General features: G+C 35.9%; 24 protein-coding genes. 19 read left to right on the top strand and 5 right to left on the bottom strand.

Annotated features, from left to right (window positions below):
• Positions 1 to 33: 33 nt before the first annotated feature.
• Complete coding sequence (locus tag AC0NBN_RS00825; RefSeq protein WP_160812405.1) at positions 34 to 672, bottom strand: hypothetical protein; 639 nt, start codon at positions 670 to 672, stop codon at positions 34 to 36.
• Positions 673 to 987: 315 nt separating this feature from the next.
• Between AC0NBN_RS00825 and deoD the strand changes: the two genes are divergently transcribed.
• Entirely contained in the window at positions 988 to 1,698 is a 711-nt protein-coding gene (gene deoD, locus AC0NBN_RS00820) for a purine-nucleoside phosphorylase (protein WP_160812406.1), read from the top strand.
• A gap of 58 nt (positions 1,699 to 1,756) precedes the next feature.
• Here the strand turns inward: deoD and AC0NBN_RS00815 are convergent, their stop codons facing one another.
• From AC0NBN_RS00815 to AC0NBN_RS00805, 3 genes are all read right to left on the bottom strand, one after another.
• Positions 1,757 to 2,530 (bottom strand): Rossmann-fold NAD(P)-binding domain-containing protein, encoded by a 774-nt coding sequence (locus tag AC0NBN_RS00815; protein WP_160812407.1) that lies wholly within the window; start codon positions 2,528 to 2,530, stop codon positions 1,757 to 1,759.
• Positions 2,531 to 2,544: 14 nt separating this feature from the next.
• Positions 2,545 to 4,047: a carbon-nitrogen hydrolase family protein gene (locus AC0NBN_RS00810; RefSeq protein ID WP_160812408.1), complete on the bottom strand. Its 1,503-nt coding sequence runs from the start codon at positions 4,045 to 4,047 to the stop codon at positions 2,545 to 2,547.
• A gap of 170 nt (positions 4,048 to 4,217) precedes the next feature.
• The gene (locus AC0NBN_RS00805; protein WP_160812409.1) at positions 4,218 to 5,453 is read right to left on the bottom strand and encodes a PQQ-dependent sugar dehydrogenase; all 1,236 of its coding nucleotides are present in this window, start codon (positions 5,451 to 5,453) and stop codon (positions 4,218 to 4,220) included.
• A 203-nt stretch (positions 5,454 to 5,656) separates the two neighbouring features.
• On the opposite strand from AC0NBN_RS00805, the gene AC0NBN_RS00800 reads away from it, so the two are divergent.
• From AC0NBN_RS00800 to AC0NBN_RS00785, 4 genes are all read left to right on the top strand, one after another.
• Positions 5,657 to 6,394 (top strand): shikimate dehydrogenase family protein, encoded by a 738-nt coding sequence (locus AC0NBN_RS00800; protein ID WP_160812410.1) that lies wholly within the window; start codon positions 5,657 to 5,659, stop codon positions 6,392 to 6,394.
• A gap of 75 nt (positions 6,395 to 6,469) precedes the next feature.
• Positions 6,470 to 8,263 carry a DUF349 domain-containing protein gene (locus tag AC0NBN_RS00795; RefSeq protein WP_160812411.1) on the top strand — a complete coding sequence of 598 codons (1,794 nt, stop codon included), beginning with the start codon at positions 6,470 to 6,472 and terminating at the stop codon, positions 8,261 to 8,263.
• A gap of 62 nt (positions 8,264 to 8,325) precedes the next feature.
• Positions 8,326 to 9,351 (top strand): bifunctional diaminohydroxyphosphoribosylaminopyrimidine deaminase/5-amino-6-(5-phosphoribosylamino)uracil reductase RibD, encoded by a 1,026-nt coding sequence (ribD, locus tag AC0NBN_RS00790; protein ID WP_143884768.1) that lies wholly within the window; start codon positions 8,326 to 8,328, stop codon positions 9,349 to 9,351.
• A gap of 5 nt (positions 9,352 to 9,356) precedes the next feature.
• Complete coding sequence (locus AC0NBN_RS00785; RefSeq protein ID WP_160812412.1) at positions 9,357 to 9,962, top strand: IMPACT family protein; 606 nt, start codon at positions 9,357 to 9,359, stop codon at positions 9,960 to 9,962.
• Here AC0NBN_RS00785 and AC0NBN_RS00780 read toward each other — a convergent pair.
• Entirely contained in the window at positions 9,959 to 10,648 is a 690-nt protein-coding gene (locus tag AC0NBN_RS00780) for a zinc metallopeptidase (RefSeq protein WP_089744960.1), read from the bottom strand. The two genes, AC0NBN_RS00785 and AC0NBN_RS00780, sit on opposite strands and share 4 nt — an antisense overlap.
• Before the next feature lie 105 nt (positions 10,649 to 10,753).
• On the opposite strand from AC0NBN_RS00780, the gene AC0NBN_RS00775 reads away from it, so the two are divergent.
• From AC0NBN_RS00775 to nuoK, 14 genes are all read left to right on the top strand, one after another.
• A complete protein-coding gene (locus tag AC0NBN_RS00775) occupies positions 10,754 to 11,878 on the top strand; it encodes a GNAT family N-acetyltransferase (protein WP_160812413.1) in 1,125 nt (374 codons plus the stop codon).
• Position 11,879: 1 nt separating this feature from the next.
• Positions 11,880 to 12,056 carry a hypothetical protein gene (locus tag AC0NBN_RS00770; protein WP_474466472.1) on the top strand — a complete coding sequence of 59 codons (177 nt, stop codon included), beginning with the start codon at positions 11,880 to 11,882 and terminating at the stop codon, positions 12,054 to 12,056.
• A 120-nt stretch (positions 12,057 to 12,176) separates the two neighbouring features.
• Positions 12,177 to 12,548, top strand: a complete 372-nt coding sequence (locus AC0NBN_RS00765) for an NADH-quinone oxidoreductase subunit A (RefSeq protein ID WP_034673742.1) — start codon at positions 12,177 to 12,179, stop codon at positions 12,546 to 12,548.
• Positions 12,549 to 12,653: 105 nt separating this feature from the next.
• Positions 12,654 to 13,214, top strand: coding sequence for an NADH-quinone oxidoreductase subunit B (locus tag AC0NBN_RS00760; protein WP_089744958.1), 561 nt, complete (start codon positions 12,654 to 12,656; stop codon positions 13,212 to 13,214).
• Positions 13,215 to 13,217: 3 nt separating this feature from the next.
• Positions 13,218 to 13,712, top strand: a complete 495-nt coding sequence (locus tag AC0NBN_RS00755; RefSeq protein WP_130914061.1) for an NADH-quinone oxidoreductase subunit C — start codon at positions 13,218 to 13,220, stop codon at positions 13,710 to 13,712.
• A gap of 59 nt (positions 13,713 to 13,771) precedes the next feature.
• The gene (locus AC0NBN_RS00750) at positions 13,772 to 14,995 is read left to right on the top strand and encodes an NADH-quinone oxidoreductase subunit D (protein WP_143884771.1); all 1,224 of its coding nucleotides are present in this window, start codon (positions 13,772 to 13,774) and stop codon (positions 14,993 to 14,995) included.
• Between the two features lie 105 nt (positions 14,996 to 15,100).
• Positions 15,101 to 15,610: an NADH-quinone oxidoreductase subunit NuoE family protein gene (locus tag AC0NBN_RS00745; RefSeq protein ID WP_143884772.1), complete on the top strand. Its 510-nt coding sequence runs from the start codon at positions 15,101 to 15,103 to the stop codon at positions 15,608 to 15,610.
• Between the two features lie 87 nt (positions 15,611 to 15,697).
• Complete coding sequence (gene nuoF, locus AC0NBN_RS00740; protein ID WP_160812414.1) at positions 15,698 to 17,050, top strand: NADH-quinone oxidoreductase subunit NuoF; 1,353 nt, start codon at positions 15,698 to 15,700, stop codon at positions 17,048 to 17,050.
• 25 nt (positions 17,051 to 17,075) lie between these two features.
• Positions 17,076 to 17,891 carry a hypothetical protein gene (locus AC0NBN_RS00735; RefSeq protein ID WP_160812415.1) on the top strand — a complete coding sequence of 272 codons (816 nt, stop codon included), beginning with the start codon at positions 17,076 to 17,078 and terminating at the stop codon, positions 17,889 to 17,891.
• A 45-nt stretch (positions 17,892 to 17,936) separates the two neighbouring features.
• Positions 17,937 to 18,935 (top strand): NADH-quinone oxidoreductase subunit G, encoded by a 999-nt coding sequence (locus tag AC0NBN_RS00730; RefSeq protein WP_143884775.1) that lies wholly within the window; start codon positions 17,937 to 17,939, stop codon positions 18,933 to 18,935.
• A gap of 89 nt (positions 18,936 to 19,024) precedes the next feature.
• Positions 19,025 to 20,089 (top strand): NADH-quinone oxidoreductase subunit NuoH, encoded by a 1,065-nt coding sequence (nuoH, locus tag AC0NBN_RS00725; RefSeq protein ID WP_143884776.1) that lies wholly within the window; start codon positions 19,025 to 19,027, stop codon positions 20,087 to 20,089.
• A 137-nt stretch (positions 20,090 to 20,226) separates the two neighbouring features.
• Positions 20,227 to 20,784 carry a NuoI/complex I 23 kDa subunit family protein gene (locus AC0NBN_RS00720; RefSeq protein ID WP_089744950.1) on the top strand — a complete coding sequence of 186 codons (558 nt, stop codon included), beginning with the start codon at positions 20,227 to 20,229 and terminating at the stop codon, positions 20,782 to 20,784.
• Complete coding sequence (locus tag AC0NBN_RS00715) at positions 20,784 to 21,281, top strand: NADH-quinone oxidoreductase subunit J family protein (protein ID WP_089744949.1); 498 nt, start codon at positions 20,784 to 20,786, stop codon at positions 21,279 to 21,281. Before AC0NBN_RS00720 ends, AC0NBN_RS00715 begins: the two co-directional genes overlap by 1 nt.
• 4 nt (positions 21,282 to 21,285) lie before the next feature.
• On the top strand, positions 21,286 to 21,615 hold the full coding sequence (gene nuoK, locus AC0NBN_RS00710) for an NADH-quinone oxidoreductase subunit NuoK (RefSeq protein ID WP_047482656.1): 330 nt from the start codon (positions 21,286 to 21,288) through the stop codon (positions 21,613 to 21,615).
• Position 21,616: the final 1 nt, after the last annotated feature.

The following is a 21,616-nucleotide window of genomic DNA, read 5'->3' as shown; positions in this document are numbered from 1 at the left end:
TCGCAAAGGCGTTCACTTAGCAAAAAATAAAGCTTAATTTTCTGTTGTTTTCAGTTCTTTCCAATAAATATCTTTATAAATGCCAAATTCCGCAATCAGTAATTGATTGATGTATGGAATTTCAGCAAGTTTATAATCTTTTTTCTCAACGATTCTTTCGAGATATAGTTTTCGGTAAATTTTGTCTTTTAACTCTTCTTCCCAGTTGATTTCTTCAAGATCCAGATCACATCCAACCGCTGAATAGTGAAACTGTTTTAAAATATTTTCCAGCATTTTAATCAATGGATCTTCGGAATCTGCAACCTGTAATGCATCATAAATTTGCGATAAAAATCTTAAAGTTAAATCTGCCGAAATAATTGCCGAAATATCTTTTTCACTCTGAAAATCTACAATTAATTTCTGCAAATCTTTTGTCGTATCTTTTCTTATAAGGTACAACTGTGCACTATGATAAACAACTTTTGCCGCCCAAATTGCTGCATTTTTGCTAAATGATATTGTATCTGCAAGAAAATTGAGTCTTTCTCTTTCAAATTCTGATTGAAGATAATCTGCTGCATCCTGTTCTTCTTTTGCAGAAGTTTGGTGAAGATCTGAATAGACGATCAGTGAGCCGTCTTTTCTGAGTTGTAAAATTGTATCTAAAAATGGAGATTTATTTTGCATTGCTGAACAAATTTAAAATTTTTTCCGAATTATCTGAATTTTAACATGTTGATTTTATCATCTTTTAAAGATGTCTTTTGATGAAAAATCCTGAATTCTAGCCCCGATTGCAGCGGCATCCTTTTTTGTGGCGGCGAAGTGAAACGGAGCTGCCGCAAAAAAGATACAGCGGAAAGCGGGAAAAAGCTTCTAAAAAAATATTCGATCTTATCAAAAAACTTCTTATAAAAGTCTTACTATGAAAATACATTAAAAATACATAAGTCTGATAATTCAGTTAATTATTATCTTTGTGAAAATTTTTAAATTAAAAAAATGAGCATTCACATCAGTGCCAAAAAAGGAGAAATCGCAAAAGTAGTTTTACAGCCGGGAGATCCTTTAAGAGCAAAATATATCGCAGAAAATTTCCTTGAAAATGCAAAATTGGTTAGTCAGACGAGAGGCATTTTTTATTACACAGGAACTTATAAAGGTAAAGAAATCTCTATCGGAGCAAGCGGAATGGGTTTTCCAAGCATCGGAATTTATTCTTTTGAGCTTTTTACGGAATACGAGGTAGATACAATCATCAGAATCGGAACTTGCGGCGGATATTCTAATGATGTGAAATTATTTGATCTCCTGAACGTGGAAAATGCAGCAAGCGAGAGTACGTATGCAAAATTTGCATGGGGATTTGAGGAAGATATCCTTTCGCACCAGGGAAATATTTTTGATATTATCAATGAGACTTCAAAAGAACTGGGATTAGCATCAAGACCTATCAATATTCACAGCAGTGATATTTTTTACAGAAAAGACCCTGCCGTTCCTGAAATTGCTACAAAATACAACTGTCCTGCTGTAGAAATGGAAGCTTTTGGTTTGTTTGCCAATGCTAAACAATTAGGGAAAAATGCAGCGACTATTCTCACCGTTTCGGATATTATCCCTACTCATGAACAAATTTCTGCTGACGAAAGAGAAAGAGCTTTAAAACCCATGATAGAATTGGCTCTGGAATCTGCATTAAAGGTAATTTAATCTGAAAAACATATAAAATATAAAGCTCACCTCGTTTTTGAAGTGAGCTTTTTGTATTTTAATCATTTTTTTTGAGATGAAAAAATTTCGGATCAGGATACTTAAAGCTATATCCAAGCTCTGAAATGATTTTTTCTGAAGAAATAATTCTGTTTTCAGGATTGAATTCATCGGGCAAAGGAAGATTTTTCTGGCTGGAAATTACTTCAGCTTTAGTCGGATGGATGGGAGCTACCACATTGTATAATTTTGAATGCAGCCTCTGATTGATCATCAATTCTATCACCAAAGCAATATCTTCGTAATGGATGTGATTGACTCGTGCATTTGTATCTGATACATTATAATTGCTCAACAATCTGTTGTCTCCCATTAAACCAGCCAATCTCAAAATATTGATCTGCGGATATTTTGCTTTAATTATTCTTTCTTCCGTAACTTGTCGGGAAGGCAAATCTTCTTCTGAAAATTCTTTTAGCTGATCTGGATAGACTCCCGTAGAATTCATGAAAAACATTTGTCCGTCATAATCTCCAATGAATGAAAATAAATTCTGAAACCGATTTTGTAAAGTTTCTTCTGAATATCTTTTATGAGAAAACGGAACAGTAATAATTACAGCATCCAGATCTGAAATATTTTTCCATTGATTGATATTGTCAATGATTTTATCATCCGGAAAACTTACGGTTGTGGGATTGAGATTTTTCACCTTTAAGACTTCTGCTTTTTCGCTATTTGTCGTCGTAGTAAATATTTCAAAAACCGAATTCCATTTTTCGGCTAATCTTAAACCCAGCCAGCCGCAACCGATTATTCCTATTTTTTTCATTTTAGAATTATAATTTACCTTAAATATGTTTCGTACAAATCTTTCCTACGATCATTCAAAATCTGAACTGAACCATTATAGTGAAGATCTTTCAGCAAATTCAAATCAACATCAACAATTAAGGTCATTTCTGTATTGGGTGTTGCTTCTCCCTTTATGGCATTTGACGGAAAGGCAAAATCTGAAGGCGTGAAAACCGCCGCCTGACCAAACTGAATATCCATATTATTTACTCCCGGTAAATTTCCTACACATCCTGCAATAGCAACATAACATTCGTTTTCTATGGCTCTTGCCGCAGCACAATGACGAACTCTGGTATATGCATTCTGCGTATCAGTTAGATAAGGAACAAAAAGAATTTTCATTCCCTGATCGGCGAGAATTCTCGGCAGTTCCGGAAACTCCACATCGTAACAGATTACCAAACCTATTTTCCCGCAGTCGGTATCGAAAACTCTGATTTCGCTTCCGCCTTTCATCCCATAATATTTCCTTTCGTTGGGTGTGATGTGCACTTTTCTGTATTCATCTATTCTTCCGTCACGATGCAGCAGGTAACTGATGTTATACAATTCGTTATTTTCATAAATCGGCATGCTTCCTGAAATAATATTGACATTATAACTGATCGCTAATTCTGAGATTTTATTTTTAATCTGTTCTGTCAGCTTTGCCAGCTCAATCATACTGTCTCTCTCCGAAAGCTTATTGAAAGGTGCAAGCAAAGGTGTATTGAATAGCTCCGGAAAAAGTACAAAATCTGATTTATAATCTCCCATTACATTAACAAAAAACTCTACCTGCTCATAAAATTCATTAATATCTTTGAAATGCCTCATTTGCCATTGCACCAACCCAAGTCTCACAACACTATCCTGCATCGTGTTGGGTTTTTTGCTGTAATAGATATTATTCCACTGCATTAAAACCGCATTTTCACGGGAAGCTTCATCTTCTGGAAGATATTTTTTAAGAACTTTTATCGGCAAAAAATTATTGGAAAGCTGGAATGAAAGCACAGGGTCATACATTTCTTTATCTCTCACTTTTCTAATGTATTCTCTGGGTGAAAGCTCATGACTGTATTTATGATAATGAGGAATTCTACCGCCCAGAATAATGGATTTGAGGTTGAGCTGCTCACAAAGCTCTTTTCTGGCATCATATAACCTTCTTCCCAATCTCAGTTCCCGATACTGAGGATCTACAAATATTTCGATTCCATATAAAACATTTCCTGTTGAAATATGTGTATTGAATGTGTAATTACCGGTAATATCACTATAGGTATGATCATCACCAAATTCATCATAATTCACAATGATAGATAGAGCAACCGCAGCAATTTTATCATCTACAGTAATACAGATCTGTCCTGCTTCGAAGATTTTATTGAGTTTTGCAATACTTTTTTTTGACCAGACGTACTCTGACATTTGAGGGTAGGCTCTTCTCATGGTGTCTACCAGCTCATCATAGTCTTCCACTTTCAGCGTTCGTGTTTCTATCTGCATATTTTTATTTTTTCTAAAGTTACTTAAAAACTTAGAAAATATCAAGTTCAACAAACTTTTGCTTTCTTGAAGAAAATAAATTGAGCTTATATAAATATTAGAGAGATCCAAAAAAATAAAAGAACCTTTATTTGAAAGGCTCTCTTTTAATTATAATATATTTCCAAGCTTTATTGTCTCTGAATTTTGTACAGTCTCCCTCCGTCGGTAATTGCATATAAAGCATTGTCTGTCCCCTGAACAATATCTCTAAAACGCTGTCCTTCGTTTTCAAGCAGACGCTCTTCTCCCATTACTTTATTATCTTTAATTACCAATCTTACAATATGTTGACCGCTCAAAGCTCCTACGAAAAGATTATTCTGCCATTCAGGAATGTTGTTTCCACGATAAAAAGTCATTCCGCTTGGCGAAATAACCGGATCCCAGTAATACACTGGCTGCTCCATTCCGCTCTGCTGCTGAATTCCGCTTCCAATAACCGCTCCGCTATATTCAATACCGTACGTAATCGTAGGCCACCCGTAATTTTTTCCCGGTAAGACCCTGTTGATCTCATCGCCGCCTCTCGGCCCATGCTCTCCCTGCCACAACTCTCCAGTTACAGGATGCAATGCAATACCTTGCGGATTCCTGTGTCCTATACTGTATAATTCTGGTAATGCTCCAGATTGAGAAAATGCAGGATTTCCCGGCGCAGGATTTCCGTCTTTAGTAATTCTTATAATCTTTCCAATTGCTGCTGTAACAGATTGCGCCAAAGGTCTTGTAGATAAATCTGATCTTTCACCAACACTTATCATAAGGTTTCCGGTAGGATCAAATAAAATTCTTCCGCCATAATGCAGATTCCCAGCTGAGGAAGAAGGGTTTGCTCTGTAAATAACAGTAGGATTCTGTATGGCTGCTTCAGAACTTGAAAGCGTTCCTTTAGCAACGGAAGTTACAGTTCCTCCTGCAACATTTTCAGAAAAAAGCCAATAGATCATTCTGTTAGAAGAAAATTGGGGATCAATACAGACTCCAAGCAAGCCACCCTGTCCGTTTGAATTTACAGAAGGAATTCCTGTGATAGGATTTCCTACAGATCCTGTATTGGTAACAATTCTCATGGTTCCGCCTTTTTGAGTAACTAAAAGCCGCCCATCCGGCAGAGCTGTGATTCCCCAAGGCGAGTTTAATGAGGATGTAATGATTGCACTCGTAAAAGGAGTTGTAGTTTTGACGCCGTTTGCTCTTGTTTGTCCGGCAAAAGCGGGAGGATAATTCGTATTTGCCGGATTGCTCTCCACCGGCGGATAAATTGCTTCATTAATAGGTTCCTCAATAACCTGCTCAAGACTGTCTGAACAGCTTACAAAAAAAAATGCCGAAGCAAGCAGAAGATAATTAGCTTTAAATTTCATAACTAAATGATTTGGTGATTTCAATCAGTACAAAATCAAATTTCGCACCAACATATTGCTTGTCAATGAAATAGTTAAATCCTAATAATCCAGAAACCAAACTTTTTTTCAGTCATTTAAGGTTGATAAATTTCACCTTTAAGATAATGAATAATTATTCTTGAAAATTACAATCTTATCAGCCTTTTTACTAATTTTGAATTATGGAAACAACACATAAACTGGGATTAATCGGCAGGAATATCTCCTATTCTTTTTCAAAAAAATATTTTGAGGATAAATTCAAAAAGAAAAAACTGACAGATTTTTCTTATGACATTTTTGATGTTCAGAACATTGATGAGATAGAAAAAATTTTCTCAGATCCAACTATTTCCGGGCTGAATGTTACCATTCCATATAAAGAGGCAATTATATCATATTTGGATGATATAAGCGACGAAGCCGAAAAAATTGGGGCAGTAAACTGTATTTTGTTTGAAAACGGTAAAACAACAGGATATAACACAGATGCATATGGTTTTGAGAAGACATTAATTGCCCATAAGAAACATCATCATCAGTCTGCGCTTGTTTTGGGAAATGGCGGTGCAGCAAAAGCGGTACAATACGTATTAAACAAACATCAGATTCCATTTCAAACAGTATCCAGAAAATCTGAAATCAATTTTGAAAATTTAGATACTGATATTGTTTCTCAGAATAAAATGATCATTCAGTGTACACCTGTAGGAACTTTTCCCAACACACAAGACTGCCTGAAATTTCCTTTTGAAGCACTTACAGAGCAACATTTAGTAATTGATCTTATCTACAATCCTGAATGTTCAAAATTTATTCTCAATGCAGCCGAAAAAGGCGCAAAAACAGTCAACGGATTTTATATGCTGGAACAACAGGCAGAAAAAGCATGGGAAATTTGGTCATTTCAAAAAAAATAACATAAATTAGTAACTTAATTGGCTGTATCAACTCATTTTTAAGAAATTTAATGCCATTATCATAAAAGATTTGCTATGACAACAGAAAATAATCTTTCTGAAAACGAAGAAAACAAACCTTCTGTAGAAGTTCAGGAAAACGAACAAAACATCGACAACCAGGAAAATCATCATGATGATCATGGCGATAATGAACATGATCCTGTTGCCGAACTGTCTCTTTCCGACACATTAAAGGAAATGGAAAAAATCATCAATTCCAGCAATGCCGGGGAAAGATTCCGCGAGTTTAATGCACTAAAAGAAAAAGCAAATCACTCTATCCATGATGAGATAGAAGACAAAAAACACGAATATACTGATGCTGGAAATGCGCTAGAAGATTTCAGCTACGAACATCCGCTACAGTCAAAACTTTCTGCGCTGATTAATATTTTCAGAGAGAAACACGACAACTTTCAGAAAAGTCAGGAGGAAGAGCATAAAAAGAATCTTGAACACCGTCAGGGAATTATTGAGAGACTTAAAAATCTTTACACTAATTCTGAGCCCGGTATCAATTTATTCAAATCAATCCGAGAGATTAAAGAAGAGTGGACCAACGCAGGTCAGGTTGCCAAATCTGAATTCAAAATCCTGAACAACAATTATTTCCATCATCTGAATCAGTTTTATCAGATGCTGGATATGAATAAAGAGTTTCTGGAGCAGGAATACAGCCACAATTTAGAAAAAAGACAGCATATTATTGCCCGTGCTAAAGAACTGGAAAACGAACCGGTGGTACAAAAAGCATTAAATGAGCTTCAATATCTTCACAAGCTCTGGAAAGAAGAAGCAGAACCTGTGGCAGAAGAGTTCCGTGAAAAAACATGGGAAGAATTTAAGGAAATTTCAAACAAAATTCACGAAAGAAAAACTGAACTTTCAGCCGCAATTGAGACTGAGCAAAATGCTAATCTTGAGAAGAAAAACGAAATTATAGCCGAAATAAAAAAACTTTCTGAACCGCAGGAAAATCCTAATCATAACTATTGGCAGAATGCTATTAAAAAGGTTGAAGAACTCCGCACAGAATTTCTGAAGACCGGCAGCGTTCCGAGAAAGCTTTCTAATACTAACTGGACCGATTTTAAAACTACTTTAAGAAGTTTTAATACTACAAAAAACAATTATTATAAATCCCTGAAAGGTTCACAGCAGCAAAATCTGGAAGAAAAAATGAAGCTCATTCAGACTGCTAAGGATAATATGCATTCTGAGGACTGGGATATTGCCGTTGCTTTGTTTAAAAAACTTCAGGAAGACTGGAAGAAAATAGGACACGTCCCAAAAAGCATGACCAACAAAATCTGGGATGAATTTCGTGATGCGTGTAATATATTCTTTAATAATTATCGCGAAAAAAGCAGTGCTTCTACCGATAATTGGAAAGAAAACTACAAGCTCAAAAAAGATCTTCTTGAAGAGTTGAAAGCAATCTCCAATGATGAAGGCAGTATCGAAAAAATTGAGGCAATCAAAACTTCCTGGAACAATATCGGTAAAGTACCAAGAGACAAGATGGCTATCAATTCAGAATTCAACCGTACATTAAGAGAAAAGCTTAAGCTTAATAAAACGAATGAACTGGAGCTTAAAGAAGAAGGATTATCTGAAAATCAGTTAACTGATAAAGCCAGAAAAATTAAAAGCCAGATTGCCGATCTGGAATCAGAAATTGCAAAGCTTGAAAATAACTTAGCCTTCTTCAACAAACCAACAAGAGAAAACCCGCTCCTTAGAGATACTTATAATACTATAGATGACAAGAAAGCTCACCTCGAGACCTTAAAACAGAATCTTCACAGTATTATTTCCGGTGAATAATTAAAATAAAATATTGATCTTATAAGGCGAAGCAAAATTTTTGTATTCGCTTTTTTTGTCTTATGCAGCACGAAATTTTTATCAGAAGATGTATTGAGCTGGCTCAGAAAGCCACAGGAAATACTTACCCAAATCCTTTAGTAGGAAGTGTGATTGTCCACAACGGAAAAATTATTGGTGAAGGTTATCATCAGAAAGCCGGAGATAACCATGCAGAAATCAATGCCATTCATTCTGTTGAAGATAAAAGCCTTATTCCTGAATCTACCATTTATGTTTCACTTGAGCCTTGTGCACACTACGGGAAAACACCACCCTGCGCTTTAAAAATTGTAGAAATGGGATTTAAAAAGGTAGTGATAGGTGCAATGGATTCTCATGACAAGGTAAACGGAAAAGGAAAAAAAATAATTCAGGATGCAGGTATTGAAGTAATCTCCGGAATACTTGAAGATGAATGCATTGCGCTGAATAAGAGATTTTTTACTTACCATAATAAAAAGCGTCCGTACATTATACTGAAATGGGCAGAATCTAAAGATCATTTTATGGATAAAGATTTTAGGCCTACACAAATCAGTAATTCTCTTACCAAACAGTTTGTACACCAGCTGAGAAATAACGAGCATTCGATTTTAATAGGAACAATGACGGCTTTGCGAGACAACCCAAGCCTTACGACAAGAGAAATTATCGGAAGAAACCCCGTAAGAATTCTGATAGATATTGATCTGAAAGTTCCCACTGATTATCACATATTCAATCATGAAGCTGAAACTCTTATATTTAATTCTATTAAAGACTCAGAGGAAGGAAATGTTAAATTCATCAAAACATCAAGAGAAAACTTTATCCTTAATCTTTTAAAAAAACTTCACGAAATGCAGATACAATCTGTTATTATTGAAGGAGGCGGACATGTTTTACAACAATTTATAGATGCCGGTTTGTGGGATGAAACTTTGATTATAAGAAATAATAATCTTATTCTGGAGAACGGAACAAAAGCTCCGAAATTCCATGAAATTCCTGTTGAAACAGGGGATTTCAGAGACAACTGTATTGAATTTTATAAAAATTCAAACTAATACAAATGCTGTACGAATACAAAACAATCAACACGCCTGTTGAAAACATTCTGTTAAAAGAAAAAGGCAGCAAGTTTATCGGATTCGCGTTTCCCGTAATTAATGATACAGAACTCAAAACAGCTTTAGACAAAATAAAATCTGAGCATCCGAAAGCAACTCATCACTGTTACGCTTTCAGAATAGGTTTAAACGGAGAAAACTACCGCGCTAATGATGACGGCGAACCATCCGGAAGTGCGGGATTACCAATTTATAATCAGCTTTTAGGGAATGAACTTACCAATATCCTTGTGATCGTTGTACGATATTACGGCGGAACAAAATTAGGTGTTTCAGGTCTTGTCAAAGCATACAAAGAAACTGCGAAAATTACTCTGGAAGAAGCTGATGTTATTACAAAAGAACTGGAAACAGAGATAGAAATTCAATTTAATTTTAGTCAGCAAAACATCATTTTTACTTTGCTTTCTAAATTTGATGCAAAAATTCTGAGCTTTGAAGCTGAAGAACACTGTACTCTTACCGCATCTGTCAAAACTTTATTACAAGAAAACATCTCAGACAAATTGTCTGAGATGCAGCATATTTCTTTTGAATTTAAAAACTAATCTCTTCTTCCTCCCATCAGCAATGATGCAAAATAAAGAAGCTGAACTAAAGACCCGATAGCCGCAACTACATAAGTTCTTGCTGCCCATTTTAAACTGTCTTTTACTCCAACAAACTCTTCCGAAGTAACCGTTCCGGTATCTCTCAGCCATTTCATCGCTCTGTTGCTTGCATCATATTCTACAGGTAATGTTATAAAAGCAAACAATGTAGTTACTGCAAACATAATAACTCCGATTGCTAATAATAATTTACTTCCGCTTGCAATCATTACCGCAATTCCTGCAAAAATTACAAACTGCATGAGATTGGAACTGATGCTTACAACCGGCACAAGCTTAGATCTTAATTGAAGCATAGAATAACCAACTGCATGCTGTACCGCATGACCACATTCGTGTGCGGCAACCGCAGCCGCCGCAGCGTTTCTCTGCATATAAACAGCTTCGGACAAGTTAACAGTTTTATCTGCGGGGTTATAATGATCTGTTAACTGACCGGGAACCGAAATCACTTGTACATCATGTATATTGTTGTCTCTAAGCATTTTTTCGGCAACTTCTTTTCCGGACATTCCGTTTCTTAGATGAACGTTGGAGTAATACTCAAATTTAGATTTTAATCTTGAGGAAACCAGCCAGCTTACCAGCATGATAATTCCTATAATAAGATAATAACCTCCCATTTTCTTATAAATTTTAAATAATAATAATCTTTTAATCCAAGTAAAAATTGTGCCAAAACATTAGGTATTATTAATTATATTTGTCATTCAAATTACCTGAATATCATGTCAGAAATTTCAATTTTTGAAGTAAAAACGCAAGATGAACTTAATCAGTTTGTGAAATTCCCTATGGATTTGTACAAAAATAACCCTTTTTTTGTACCATCCTTTATCAATGATGAAAAAAACATCTGGAATCCTGACGAAAACCCTGCACTTAAGTATTCTGAAGCCAAAAAATTTTTAGCTCAGAGAAACGGAAAAACAGTTGGAAGAATTGCAGTTATCATCAATCATAAAGAAGAAAAAGAACTGGGTATAAAAAAAGTGCGTTTTGGCTGGATTGATTTTATTGATGATATAGAGGTTTCAAAAGCGCTGATTGATACTGCCATTAATTTTGCAAAGGAAAAGCAAATCAGCATGATTGAAGGTCCTATGGGATTTACTAATCTCGACAAAGCCGGCATGCTTACGTTGGGTTTTGACAAACTTGCAACAATGATCGGTATTTATAATCATGAATACTATCCAAAACATCTAGAAAAGCTAGGTCTTACAAAAGAAAAGGAATGGGTGGAATTTGAATTGATGTTTCCTGAAATTCTGCCGGAAAAAATTCATAAATTCAATGAATTAATTTCTCAGAAATACAAACTGAAAGTCCTGAATTTTAAAAATAAAGAAGAAATATTACAGTATGTAGATCCTATGTTTGATCTATTAGACGAGACCTACAAACATCTTTCTACTTACACTCCTATTTCAGATGAGCAAAGAAAAACATATAAAGAAAAGTACTTCAAACTGATTGATAAAGATTTTATTGTATGTATTGCAGATGAAAACAACAATCTTATCTCTTTTGCCATTACAATGCCTTCTTACTCCAAAGCTTTACAAAAATCAAAAGGAAAGCTGCTACCTTTCGGATGGTGGTATTTTTTGCAGGCAGGAAGAAAAAATGACAGGGCAAATTTTTATTTAATAGGAATTCATCCAGATTATCAAAGACGTGGTGTAACCTCAATTATTTTTAAAGAAATCTGGAAAATTTTCAGAAAAAAAGGAGTAAAATACCTTGAGACCAATCCTGAATTAGAAGAAAATAAAAGCATCCAACTGCTTTGGCAGGATTACAATCCGGTAAATCATAAAAGAAGAAGAACATATTCCTTAAAATTTTAGTATGAAAATACATCTTTTCATTTTTGCTTTGCTTATTGCTGGTTTTGTAATTTACAATTTATTTTTTGCAGTAAATGATGACAGACTTAATACTATAATTAACATCATTTATGCAAGTATTCTCTTCGGCTATATTTCTTTTATGGCTTTTATGCTGCTGAAAAAAATGAAGAAATAAAGTTATTTTTATTGATTCTAAATTATCGCTTTTTCCTAATTTAATCAGACTTTTAAGTTGATTAATTTTATGCTTTATGGTTTATTCCCTAAATTTGCAACTTGAGATAATAATGTAAAAATGAATTTACCTGAAAGTTATATTCCGATACTCATACAAGCTGGTGTGGCAGTGGGCTTTGTAGCCATTTCTTTACTTGGCGCTCACTTTTTAGGGCCAAAGCAGAAAAAAGGAAATTCTGTAAAAAACCAGAGCTGGGAATGTGGTGTCGCAGTTGAAGGAAACGCAAGAACTCCTTTTTCCATCAAATATTTCCTTACAGCAGTATTATTTGTACTTTTTGATATCGAAATCGTATTTTTTTATCCATATGCAGTAAACTTCAGAGAATTTGGTCTTGAAGGTTTTTTTGCTGTCCTCACATTTGTTGCAATCTTTTTCCTGGCATTTTTTTATGTTTGGAAACGTGGTGCACTAGACTGGGATAAATAATATCAATTATAATTTTAAATAAGACATTTAGATCAACTCAATTGAATTTCAGGTTAACATTAACAGTGATTTCTGATCTAAATTAAAATCTTAAAACAATCAAAAATGTCAGATCAAAAACCAATAATAAGAACAGATGCACCAGCTCCGGAAGGTTATGAAGGAGAAGGATTTTTCGCAACTAAATTAAGCAGCGTAATAGGAATGGCGAGAAAATTTTCGCTTTGGCCCTTGCCTTTTGCTACCTCATGCTGCGGAATTGAGTTTATGGCAACATTAAACCCAACTTACGATGCATCAAGATTCGGAATGGAAAGAAACTCTTTCTCGCCGAGACAGGCAGATATGCTGATGGTCTGCGGAACCATTTCTAAAAAGCTGGGACCTGTATTGAAAGAAGTATATACACAGATGGCAGAACCGAAGTGGGTGGTTGCTGTTGGTGCTTGTGCTTCCAGTGGCGGTATCTTTGATACATACTCCGTTTTACAGGGAATAGATAAGATTATTCCGGTTGATGTATATGTTCCGGGATGTCCTCCAAGACCAGAGCAGATAATAGAAGGTGTAATGCAGGTACAGGCTTTGGCAGAAAGTGAAAGCATCAGAAGAAGAGACACCCCCGAATATCAGAAACTTTTAGATTCTTACAACATAAGCAACTAAGAAATGACTAACGAATTTGTATTAGAAGCCATCACAAGAGAATTTCCTGAATCTGTAATTTCCAGTTCGGAACCTTACGGAATGCTAACTCTTGAAATTAAAAAAGATGACATCAAAAAAGTAATTCATTATCTTAGAGATTCTTCTTTAGAAATCAATTTCCTTACAGATATCTGTGGAATTCATTATCCGGAGTTTCCGGAAAAAGAAATAGGTGTAGTTTATCATCTTCATAATATGATGACCAATTTCAGAATACGTCTGAAAATATTCATGTCCAGAGAAAACATTGAAGTTGACTCTATGACTGAACTATATGCAGGAGCCAACTGGATGGAAAGGGAAACTTATGATTTCTTTGGAATTAAATTTAAAGGTCATCCGGATCTGAGACCTATTCTGAATATGGAAGATCTTGGTTATCATCCAATGTTGAAAGAATACCGTTTGGAAGACGGAACAAGAACAGATAAGGACGATGCCATGTTCGGAAGATAAAAATAATGCAATAAGCAGTAAGCAATAAGCTTAAAGCCTAAAGCCTAAAGCATTTAAATATGAAAGACAACTCATTATCTAATATACTTAATCATTACGACAGTAAGGAGCAGATTGACGGGCAGTTATATACCCTGAATCTGGGACCTACCCACCCTGCAACACACGGAATTTTCCAGAACGTACTTACGATGGACGGAGAGAGAATTCTGCATTCTGAGCAAACTGTTGGGTATATTCACAGAGCATTTGAGAAAATTTCTGAAAGAAGAAACTATTCTCAGATCACTACCCTTACAGATCGTATGAATTATTGTTCTGCCCCAATCAATAATCTCGGATGGCACATGACGGTAGAGAAACTTATCGGAGTGGAGGTTCCTAAACGTGTAGATTACATGCGTGTCATCCTAATGGAATTGGCGAGAATCGGAGATCACCTGATTTGCAACGGTGTAACTGGAATGGATTCAGGAGCAATTACTGGTCTTACCTATATGTTTATCGAAAGAGAGCGTATCTATGATATGTACGAGCAGATATGTGGAGCAAGAATGACAACCAATATGGGAAGAATCGGAGGTTTTGAAAGAGATTTTACTCCAAAATTCCATGAGCTGATCAAAGATTTTCTTAAAACCTTCCCACCAAGATTTCAGGAATTCTGTAACCTTTTAGAAAGAAACAGAATTTTTATGGACAGAACCATTGGAACTGGAGCAATTTCAGCAGAAAGAGCTTTGAGCTATGGTTTTACGGGACCAAATTTACGTGCAGCGGGAGTTGATTACGATGTAAGAGTTGCGCAGCCATATTCATCTTATCAGGATTTTGACTTTATTATTCCTGTAGGAACAGCGGGTGACACGTATGATCGCTTTATGGTTCGCCAACAGGAAGTCTGGGAATCCATCAAAATTATTAAACAGGCTTACGAAAATCTTCCTGAAGGAGATTTCCACGCTGAAGTTCCTGATTTTTACCTTCCTGAAAAAGCGGATGTTTATCAAAAAATGGAAGCATTAATCTATCATTTCAAAATTGTAATGGGAGAAACAGATGTACCAAAAGGTGAAGTGTATCATGCTGTAGAAGGTGGAAACGGAGAATTAGGTTTTTATCTTGTTAGTGATGGAGGAAGAAGCCCTTACAGGTTACATTTCAGAAGACCTTGTTTTATATATTATCAGGCATATCCTGAAATGATTACGGGTTCTGTAATATCTGATGCTATCGTTACGATGTGCAGCATGAATATTATTGCCGGAGAATTAGATGCATAAAAAGAAGACGTCAGACATCAGATTTTAGATGTTAGACTCTTTACCTTATATATAAAATTTAAAATCTGATGTCTGAAATCTGGCATCTGAAATCTTAGATAAAAAATGAGCGAAACAATAGCTTTTAAACCGGAAAGTTTAGCACAGGTTCACAAAATTATTGCAAGATATCCGGAAGGGAAACAAAAATCTGCTCTTCTTCCTGTACTGCATTTAGCACAAAAGGAGTTCGGAGGCTGGCTGGATGTTCCTGTCATGGATTATGTTGCAGAATTATTAAGCATTAAGCCAATTGAAGTATACGAAGTGGCTACTTTTTATACTATGTTTAACATGAAACCAGTCGGCAAATATGTTTTGGAAGTCTGCAGAACAGGACCTTGTATGGTTTCAGGAAGTGAAAAAATTCTTAACCATATCAGAACCAAGCTCAACATCAAAGACGGACAGACTACTGAAGACGGAATGTTTACTCTGAAGCCAGCTGAATGTTTAGGTGCATGTGGATATGCTCCAATGCTGCAGTTAGGAAAATTCTATCATGAAAATTTAACGATAGAGAAAGTAGATGAAATCCTTGATCTATGCAGAGAAGGACAAATCGCTTTAGACTAAAAATAAATTTTAAATTAATTAAAAAGGCGTACAGCTATCACACTAAGTTCATCGAAGTGTAAAGCCATTCGCTAAAAGCATATAACAATGAGTAAAAAACTTTTACTTAAAGACGCACACATAGAAGGTATCCGCTACTTTGAAACTTACCGCAAACAGGGAGGTTACGGAGCGGCAGAAAAAGCTTTGAAGATGACTCCGGACGAAATTCTGGAAGAAGTAAAAGCTTCCGGACTTCGTGGACGTGGTGGTGCAGGTTTCCCAACCGGTATGAAATGGAGCTTTTTGGCTAAACCGGAAGGCGTTCCAAGACACTTGGTAGTAAATGCTGATGAATCTGAACCGGGAACTTTCAAAGACAGATACCTAATGGAATTTCTTCCTCATTTGTTGATCGAAGGAATGCTGATTTCATCTTACTGTTTAGGCTCAAATGTTTCTTATATCTATATCCGTGGAGAATACTCATGGATTCCTGATATTTTAGAAGAAGCCATTGAAGAGGCTAAAGCAGCAGGATTTTTAGGGAAAAATATTTTGGGAAGCGGTTTTGATTGTGAAATTTACGTTCAAAGAGGTGGTGGAGCATATATATGCGGTGAAGAAACTGCATTGCTTGAATCTCTTGAAGGTAAAAGAGGCAACCCAAGACTAAAACCACCATTCCCGGCTGTAAAAGGGCTTTGGGAAAGACCAACGGTTGTGAATAATGTAGAATCTATTGCAGCAGTTGTTCCTATCATAGATATTACAGGAGGTGAATATGCTAAAATAGGAGTTGGGAAATCTACAGGTACTAAATTAATTTCTGCCTGTGGAAACATCAATAAACCTGGAGTTTATGAAATTGATATGACGATTACCGTTGAAGAATTCATTTACTCTGACGAATATTGCGGTGGAATTAAGGACGGAAAAAAATTAAAAGCCTGTATTCCCGGAGGAAGCTCAGTTCCGATCGTTCCGGCTAACTTGTTATTAAAAACCGTAAACGGTGAACCAAGATACATGAACTATGAATCTCTTGCTGATGGTGGTTTTGCTACCGGAACTATGATGGGTTCGGGAGGTTTTATTGTTTTAGATGAGGATCAGTGTATCGTAGAACATACAATGACTTTGGCGAGATTTTATAATCACGAAAGTTGCGGACAATGTACTCCTTGCCGTGAAGGAACTGGATGGATGTACAAAATTTTAAAGAAAATAGAAAATGGCCAGGGTAAAATGGAAGATATTGATCTTCTTTGGGACATCCAGAGAAAAATTGAAGGAAACACCATTTGTCCGTTGGGTGATGCAGCAGCATGGCCTGTTGCAGCGGCGATCCGTCATTTCAGAGATGAATTTGAATGGCATATCAAAAATCCGGAATTGTGTTTAACACAAAACTACGGATTGGCAAATTATGCAGATCCAATTCCATCACCTGCCGTTTAGTTATAATTTTAGTTTAAGCACAAAATTGAAAAAGAGGTTTTCATTACTGCTGTTATTAGCAGTAGCTTCATTTGCAAGCGCACAAACAGAGCCCTTCAAAAAAGGATCTGTAATGATTTTCTGGGGTTGGAACAATGCAAAATATTCAAACTCTGATATTCATTTTAAGGGAAAAGGATATGATTTTCAGCTTGACAATGTGGTTGCTAATGACAGACAGACAAAGTTTGAATGGAATGTATATTTTAATCCGGCAAACCTTACCATTCCTCAGGTAAATTACAGGATTACCTTTTTCCCGAAAGATAATTTCGGAATTAGCCTAGGGATGGATCACATGAAATATGTGATGGATCAAAACCAGACCGTAAACTTTCAAGGACATATTGATGATCCTAAATATGCGGAAATGGTAAATAATGGTAAAGTAGACCTTAGTGATGCAGAATTTTTAACATTCGAGCATACAGACGGTCTTAATTATATCAATATTGGAGCACAGAAATATCACAATGTTTTAAACAAAAAAAATGTTGATATATTTTTGAGTTACGGAGCAGGATTAGGAGCTTTACTGCCTAAATCTAATGTGAGACTGATGGGGAATGAAAGAAGTGACAGATTTCATCTCGCAGGCTTCGGACTGGATGCAAGAGCTGCGGTAAGTGTGGTTGCCTTAAGACATATTGTTGTACAGGCAGAAGGTAAATTAGGATACATTAATATGCCTGATATAAAAACTACGCTGAACAATAAGCCAGATAAAGCCATGCAGGATTTTGTCTTTGCACAGTTTAATTTCGGAATAGGATATACATTTAATACGAAAAAGTATAATTAAATAGAGCTTAAAAGCTTTTAACAGCATAAGCGAAAAGCATAGAATATGAGCGAAGAGGTTAAAAAATTCAAAATAACTATAGACGGACAGACTACCGAGGTCTTACCTGGAACTTCTATTTTGGAAGCTGCAAGACAAATCGGCGGAAAATCTGTTCCTCCTGCAATGTGCTACTACAGCAAGCTGGAAACCAGTGGAGGCAGATGCAGAACTTGTCTTGTGGAAGTTTCTAAAGGATCTGAAGCAGACCCGCGTCCTATGCCCAAATTGGTAGCAAGCTGCAGAACCAATGTGATGGATGGCATGGAAGTGAAAAACCTTTCTTCTGAAAAAGCACAGGAAGGCAGAAAGGCAGTTACCGAATTTCTATTGGTAAACCATCCTTTAGATTGTCCTGTTTGTGATCAGGCAGGAGAATGTCATCTTCAGGATTTGGGTTACGAGCATGGAAATCTGGAAACCAGAACCGAATTTGAAAGAAACACTTATGATGCAGACGACTTAGGTCCGAACATCAAATTAAATATGAACCGTTGCATCTTGTGTGCGAGATGTGTATTAGCAGCAAACCAATTAACAGGAGAACGCGAACACGGAATCCTTTTCAGAGGAGATCATGCTGAAATTTCTACTTATCTGAATAAAGCTTTGGATAATGATTTCATCGGAAACGTAATCGACGTTTGTCCTGTGGGAGCATTAACAGACAGAACTGCACGTTTTGCAAGCAGAGTTTGGTTTACAAAGCCTATGAATGCTTCTTGTAAATGCGATAAATGTTCAGGAAAAACCACGGTTTGGATGAAAGGTGACGAGATCGTAAGAGTAACTGCAAGAAAAGATCAGTGGGGAGAAGTTGAAGAGTTTATCTGTGATACCTGCCGTTTTGAAAGAAAAAATCTGAGCGACTGGAATATTGAAGGGCCAAGACATATCGACAGACACTCGGTAATTTCTTTAAACCATTATGAAAAGCCAAAAGACGAATTACGAGTTTTAGACAATCCGATGGCTAAAGAAATCAGCGAAAAAGACGAAAAATAATTAATAAGATTTCAGATTTCAGACATTAGATAACAGACTTTTGTAATTCTAATTTCTAACTTCTAATTTCTAATATCTATAAAAATAAAATGGATTTAATTACATTTAAATTAATACTTGTATTTGCGCTTTTCCTGTTATCATTAACGATAGCCGCCTACTCTACCTGGGCAGAAAGAAAAGTGGCAGCAATCATGCAGGACAGAATAGGACCCAACAGATCAGGACCATTCGGTTTGCTGCAGCCTCTTGCAGATGGTGGTAAATTTTTCTTTAAAGAAGATTTTACACCTGCTAATGCTGAAAAGTTTCTTTTCGTATTGGGACCTGCATTGGTGATGTTCATTTCATTAATTACCGGAGCTGTTATTCCTTGGGGGAAAACACTTAATATTGGAGGCACTTCTTTCGATCTGCAAATTGCAGATATTGATATAGGTGTACTATTTATTATCGGAATGGCTTCTATAAGTGTTTATGGAATGATGATCGGAGGATGGGCTTCAAACAACAAATATTCTTTATTAGGAGCTATCCGCGCATCTTCGCAAATGATTTCCTATGAACTAGCAATGGGTTTATCTCTTTTAGCAATCATTATGATGAGTGGAAGCTTAGATTTAAAAGTTATAACCGAAAATCAAGCAGAAGGAAAACTTTGGGGAATTATACCTATTGGTTCCGGTCTTAACTGGAATATTTTCTACCAACCTTTAGCATTTCTGATTTTCTTCGTGGCTGCTTTGGCAGAAACCAACCGTCACCCTTTCGATTTACCTGAATGTGAATCTGAATTGGTAACAGGTTACTCAACAGAATATTCATCTATGAAATTAGGTTTATATATGTTTGGTGAATATGTGAATATGTTTATTGCCAACGCATTTTTAGTTGTACTTTTCTTCGGGGGCTACAATTATCCTGGAATTGAATGGGTAACTCAAAACTGGGGAGAAAATACAGCAGGAATATTAAGCATTGTAGCATTTTTAACGAAGACGGTTGTCGGAATTTTGATCTTCATGTGGATCAGATGGACGTTACCAAGATTCAGATACGATCAGTTGATGCATTTAGGATGGAAAACTTTAATTCCGCTTGCATTATTAAATCTGATGATTACAGGAGCTGTAATTTTAGCGTTCGGTAATTAAGAAAGTATTTGAAATCTGATGATAAGATAATTTAAAAAGTTAACATTATCATCATTTTAAAATATAATAGTAAATAATTAAGATAACAGACAAGATTAGTCTAAATCTAATGTCTAACATCTAATATCTATAATTAAATGAAACTTACAAACAGATCTAAAGTTGTTTCAAATAAGGAGATGACCTTTTCTGAGAAAATCTACCTTCCGGCGATTTTCAAAGGAATGGGGATTACCTTCAAACATGCTGTAAGAACAGTGATGAAAGGTGCTCCTGCAGTTTACTCATATCCTGAAGTACAAAAACCAAGAACTGAAATCTGGAGAGGTCAGCACGTTCTGAAAAGAGATGAAGAGGGAAGAGAAAGATGTACAGCCTGCGGATTGTGTGCTGTAGCCTGTCCTGCTGAAGCAATTACCATGACTGCAGCAGAAAGAACGAAGGAAGAAAAACATCTTTACAGAGAAGAAAAATATGCATCAGTATATGAAATCAATATGCTGAGATGTATTTTCTGCGGTATGTGCGAAGAAGCTTGTCCTAAATCTGCAATTTATCTTACAGACAGACTGGTAGACGTAGAAACCAACAGAGGTTCTTTCATCTACGGAAAAGATAAATTGGTTGAAAAAATAAATGAAAGGATTGATATCACTGAAAGACAATCCGAGAAACAAAAAAATGCGGTAAAATAATGGATCAGTTTTTATTTTTCTTGGTGGCGTTTTTAGCAGTGGCAAGTGCCGTTTATTTTGTATTTGCAAAAAATGCTTTATATGCTATTTTGTCATTAATTGTTACAATGTTTTCAATTGCCGGAATGTATATTCTTTTGAATGCACAATTTCTTGCTATTATCCAGATCATCGTTTATGCAGGAGCCATCATGGTTTTATTCCTCTATATCTTAATGATGCTTAATCTCAATAAGGAAGACGAAAGTAAGAAGAACAATACTTTAAAATTTATTGGAGTTTTTACTGCCGGTATTTTATTAGTAGGTGTTCTGGGAGTCTTCAGAGGAGTTCAGGAAAAACACATTTTGGTTGAAAATGTTGATCAGGGTGTAGGTCTTACGAAAAATCTCGGGAGACTTTTATTCAATGAATATGTTTTACCGTTTGAGCTTGCTTCCATCCTGATTTTGGCAGGTATTGTAGGTGCGGTACTAATCGGTAAAAAAGATTTATAAAATTATGGGAGAAGTTAATACATTTATGCAAAGCATCCCTTTGGAATATTTCATCACTCTTTGCTCAGTTTTATTCTGTCTGGGAGTTTTGGGAGTATTGCTCAGAAAAAATGCGATTGTAATTTTGGGTTGTGTAGAGCTTATGCTTAATTCTGTAAACCTTTTATTGGCTGCATTTGCGGCATACAACGGGAACAGCGACGGACAGCTGCTGGTTTTCTTCATCATGGTCGTTGCTGCAGCCGAAGTTGCGGTTGGTCTTGCAATTATTGCGATGTTGTATAGAAATACCCGTTCTGTAGATGTAGGAATTTTTAATAAATTAAAAGGATAAG

Source organism: Chryseobacterium sp. L12 (genome assembly GCF_056133985.1).
Note: the sequence above shows the minus strand (reverse complement) of the source record. Positions and strands in the feature narration are given on the sequence as shown.

Bases quoted from the DNA above. Each gene is read 5' to 3' on its own strand.
- AC0NBN_RS00825 (WP_160812405.1), bottom strand. From the start codon at position 672: ATGCAAAATAAATCTCCATTTTTAGATACAATTTTACAACTCAGAAAA.
- deoD (WP_160812406.1), top strand. From the start codon at position 988: ATGAGCATTCACATCAGTGCCAAAAAAGGAGAAATCGCAAAAGTAGTT.
- AC0NBN_RS00815 (WP_160812407.1), bottom strand. From the start codon at position 2,530: ATGAAAAAAATAGGAATAATCGGTTGCGGCTGGCTGGGTTTAAGATTA.
- AC0NBN_RS00810 (WP_160812408.1), bottom strand. From the start codon at position 4,047: ATGCAGATAGAAACACGAACGCTGAAAGTGGAAGACTATGATGAGCTG.
- AC0NBN_RS00805 (WP_160812409.1), bottom strand. From the start codon at position 5,453: ATGAAATTTAAAGCTAATTATCTTCTGCTTGCTTCGGCATTTTTTTTT.
- AC0NBN_RS00800 (WP_160812410.1), top strand. From the start codon at position 5,657: ATGGAAACAACACATAAACTGGGATTAATCGGCAGGAATATCTCCTAT.
- AC0NBN_RS00795 (WP_160812411.1), top strand. From the start codon at position 6,470: ATGACAACAGAAAATAATCTTTCTGAAAACGAAGAAAACAAACCTTCT.
- ribD (WP_143884768.1), top strand. From the start codon at position 8,326: ATGCAGCACGAAATTTTTATCAGAAGATGTATTGAGCTGGCTCAGAAA.
- AC0NBN_RS00785 (WP_160812412.1), top strand. From the start codon at position 9,357: ATGCTGTACGAATACAAAACAATCAACACGCCTGTTGAAAACATTCTG.
- AC0NBN_RS00780 (WP_089744960.1), bottom strand. From the start codon at position 10,648: ATGGGAGGTTATTATCTTATTATAGGAATTATCATGCTGGTAAGCTGG.
- AC0NBN_RS00775 (WP_160812413.1), top strand. From the start codon at position 10,754: ATGTCAGAAATTTCAATTTTTGAAGTAAAAACGCAAGATGAACTTAAT.
- AC0NBN_RS00770 (WP_474466472.1), top strand. From the start codon at position 11,880: ATGAAAATACATCTTTTCATTTTTGCTTTGCTTATTGCTGGTTTTGTA.
- AC0NBN_RS00765 (WP_034673742.1), top strand. From the start codon at position 12,177: ATGAATTTACCTGAAAGTTATATTCCGATACTCATACAAGCTGGTGTG.
- AC0NBN_RS00760 (WP_089744958.1), top strand. From the start codon at position 12,654: ATGTCAGATCAAAAACCAATAATAAGAACAGATGCACCAGCTCCGGAA.
- AC0NBN_RS00755 (WP_130914061.1), top strand. From the start codon at position 13,218: ATGACTAACGAATTTGTATTAGAAGCCATCACAAGAGAATTTCCTGAA.
- AC0NBN_RS00750 (WP_143884771.1), top strand. From the start codon at position 13,772: ATGAAAGACAACTCATTATCTAATATACTTAATCATTACGACAGTAAG.
- AC0NBN_RS00745 (WP_143884772.1), top strand. From the start codon at position 15,101: ATGAGCGAAACAATAGCTTTTAAACCGGAAAGTTTAGCACAGGTTCAC.
- nuoF (WP_160812414.1), top strand. From the start codon at position 15,698: ATGAGTAAAAAACTTTTACTTAAAGACGCACACATAGAAGGTATCCGC.
- AC0NBN_RS00730 (WP_143884775.1), top strand. From the start codon at position 17,937: ATGAGCGAAGAGGTTAAAAAATTCAAAATAACTATAGACGGACAGACT.
- nuoH (WP_143884776.1), top strand. From the start codon at position 19,025: ATGGATTTAATTACATTTAAATTAATACTTGTATTTGCGCTTTTCCTG.
- AC0NBN_RS00720 (WP_089744950.1), top strand. From the start codon at position 20,227: ATGAAACTTACAAACAGATCTAAAGTTGTTTCAAATAAGGAGATGACC.
- AC0NBN_RS00715 (WP_089744949.1), top strand. From the start codon at position 20,784: ATGGATCAGTTTTTATTTTTCTTGGTGGCGTTTTTAGCAGTGGCAAGT.
- nuoK (WP_047482656.1), top strand. From the start codon at position 21,286: ATGGGAGAAGTTAATACATTTATGCAAAGCATCCCTTTGGAATATTTC.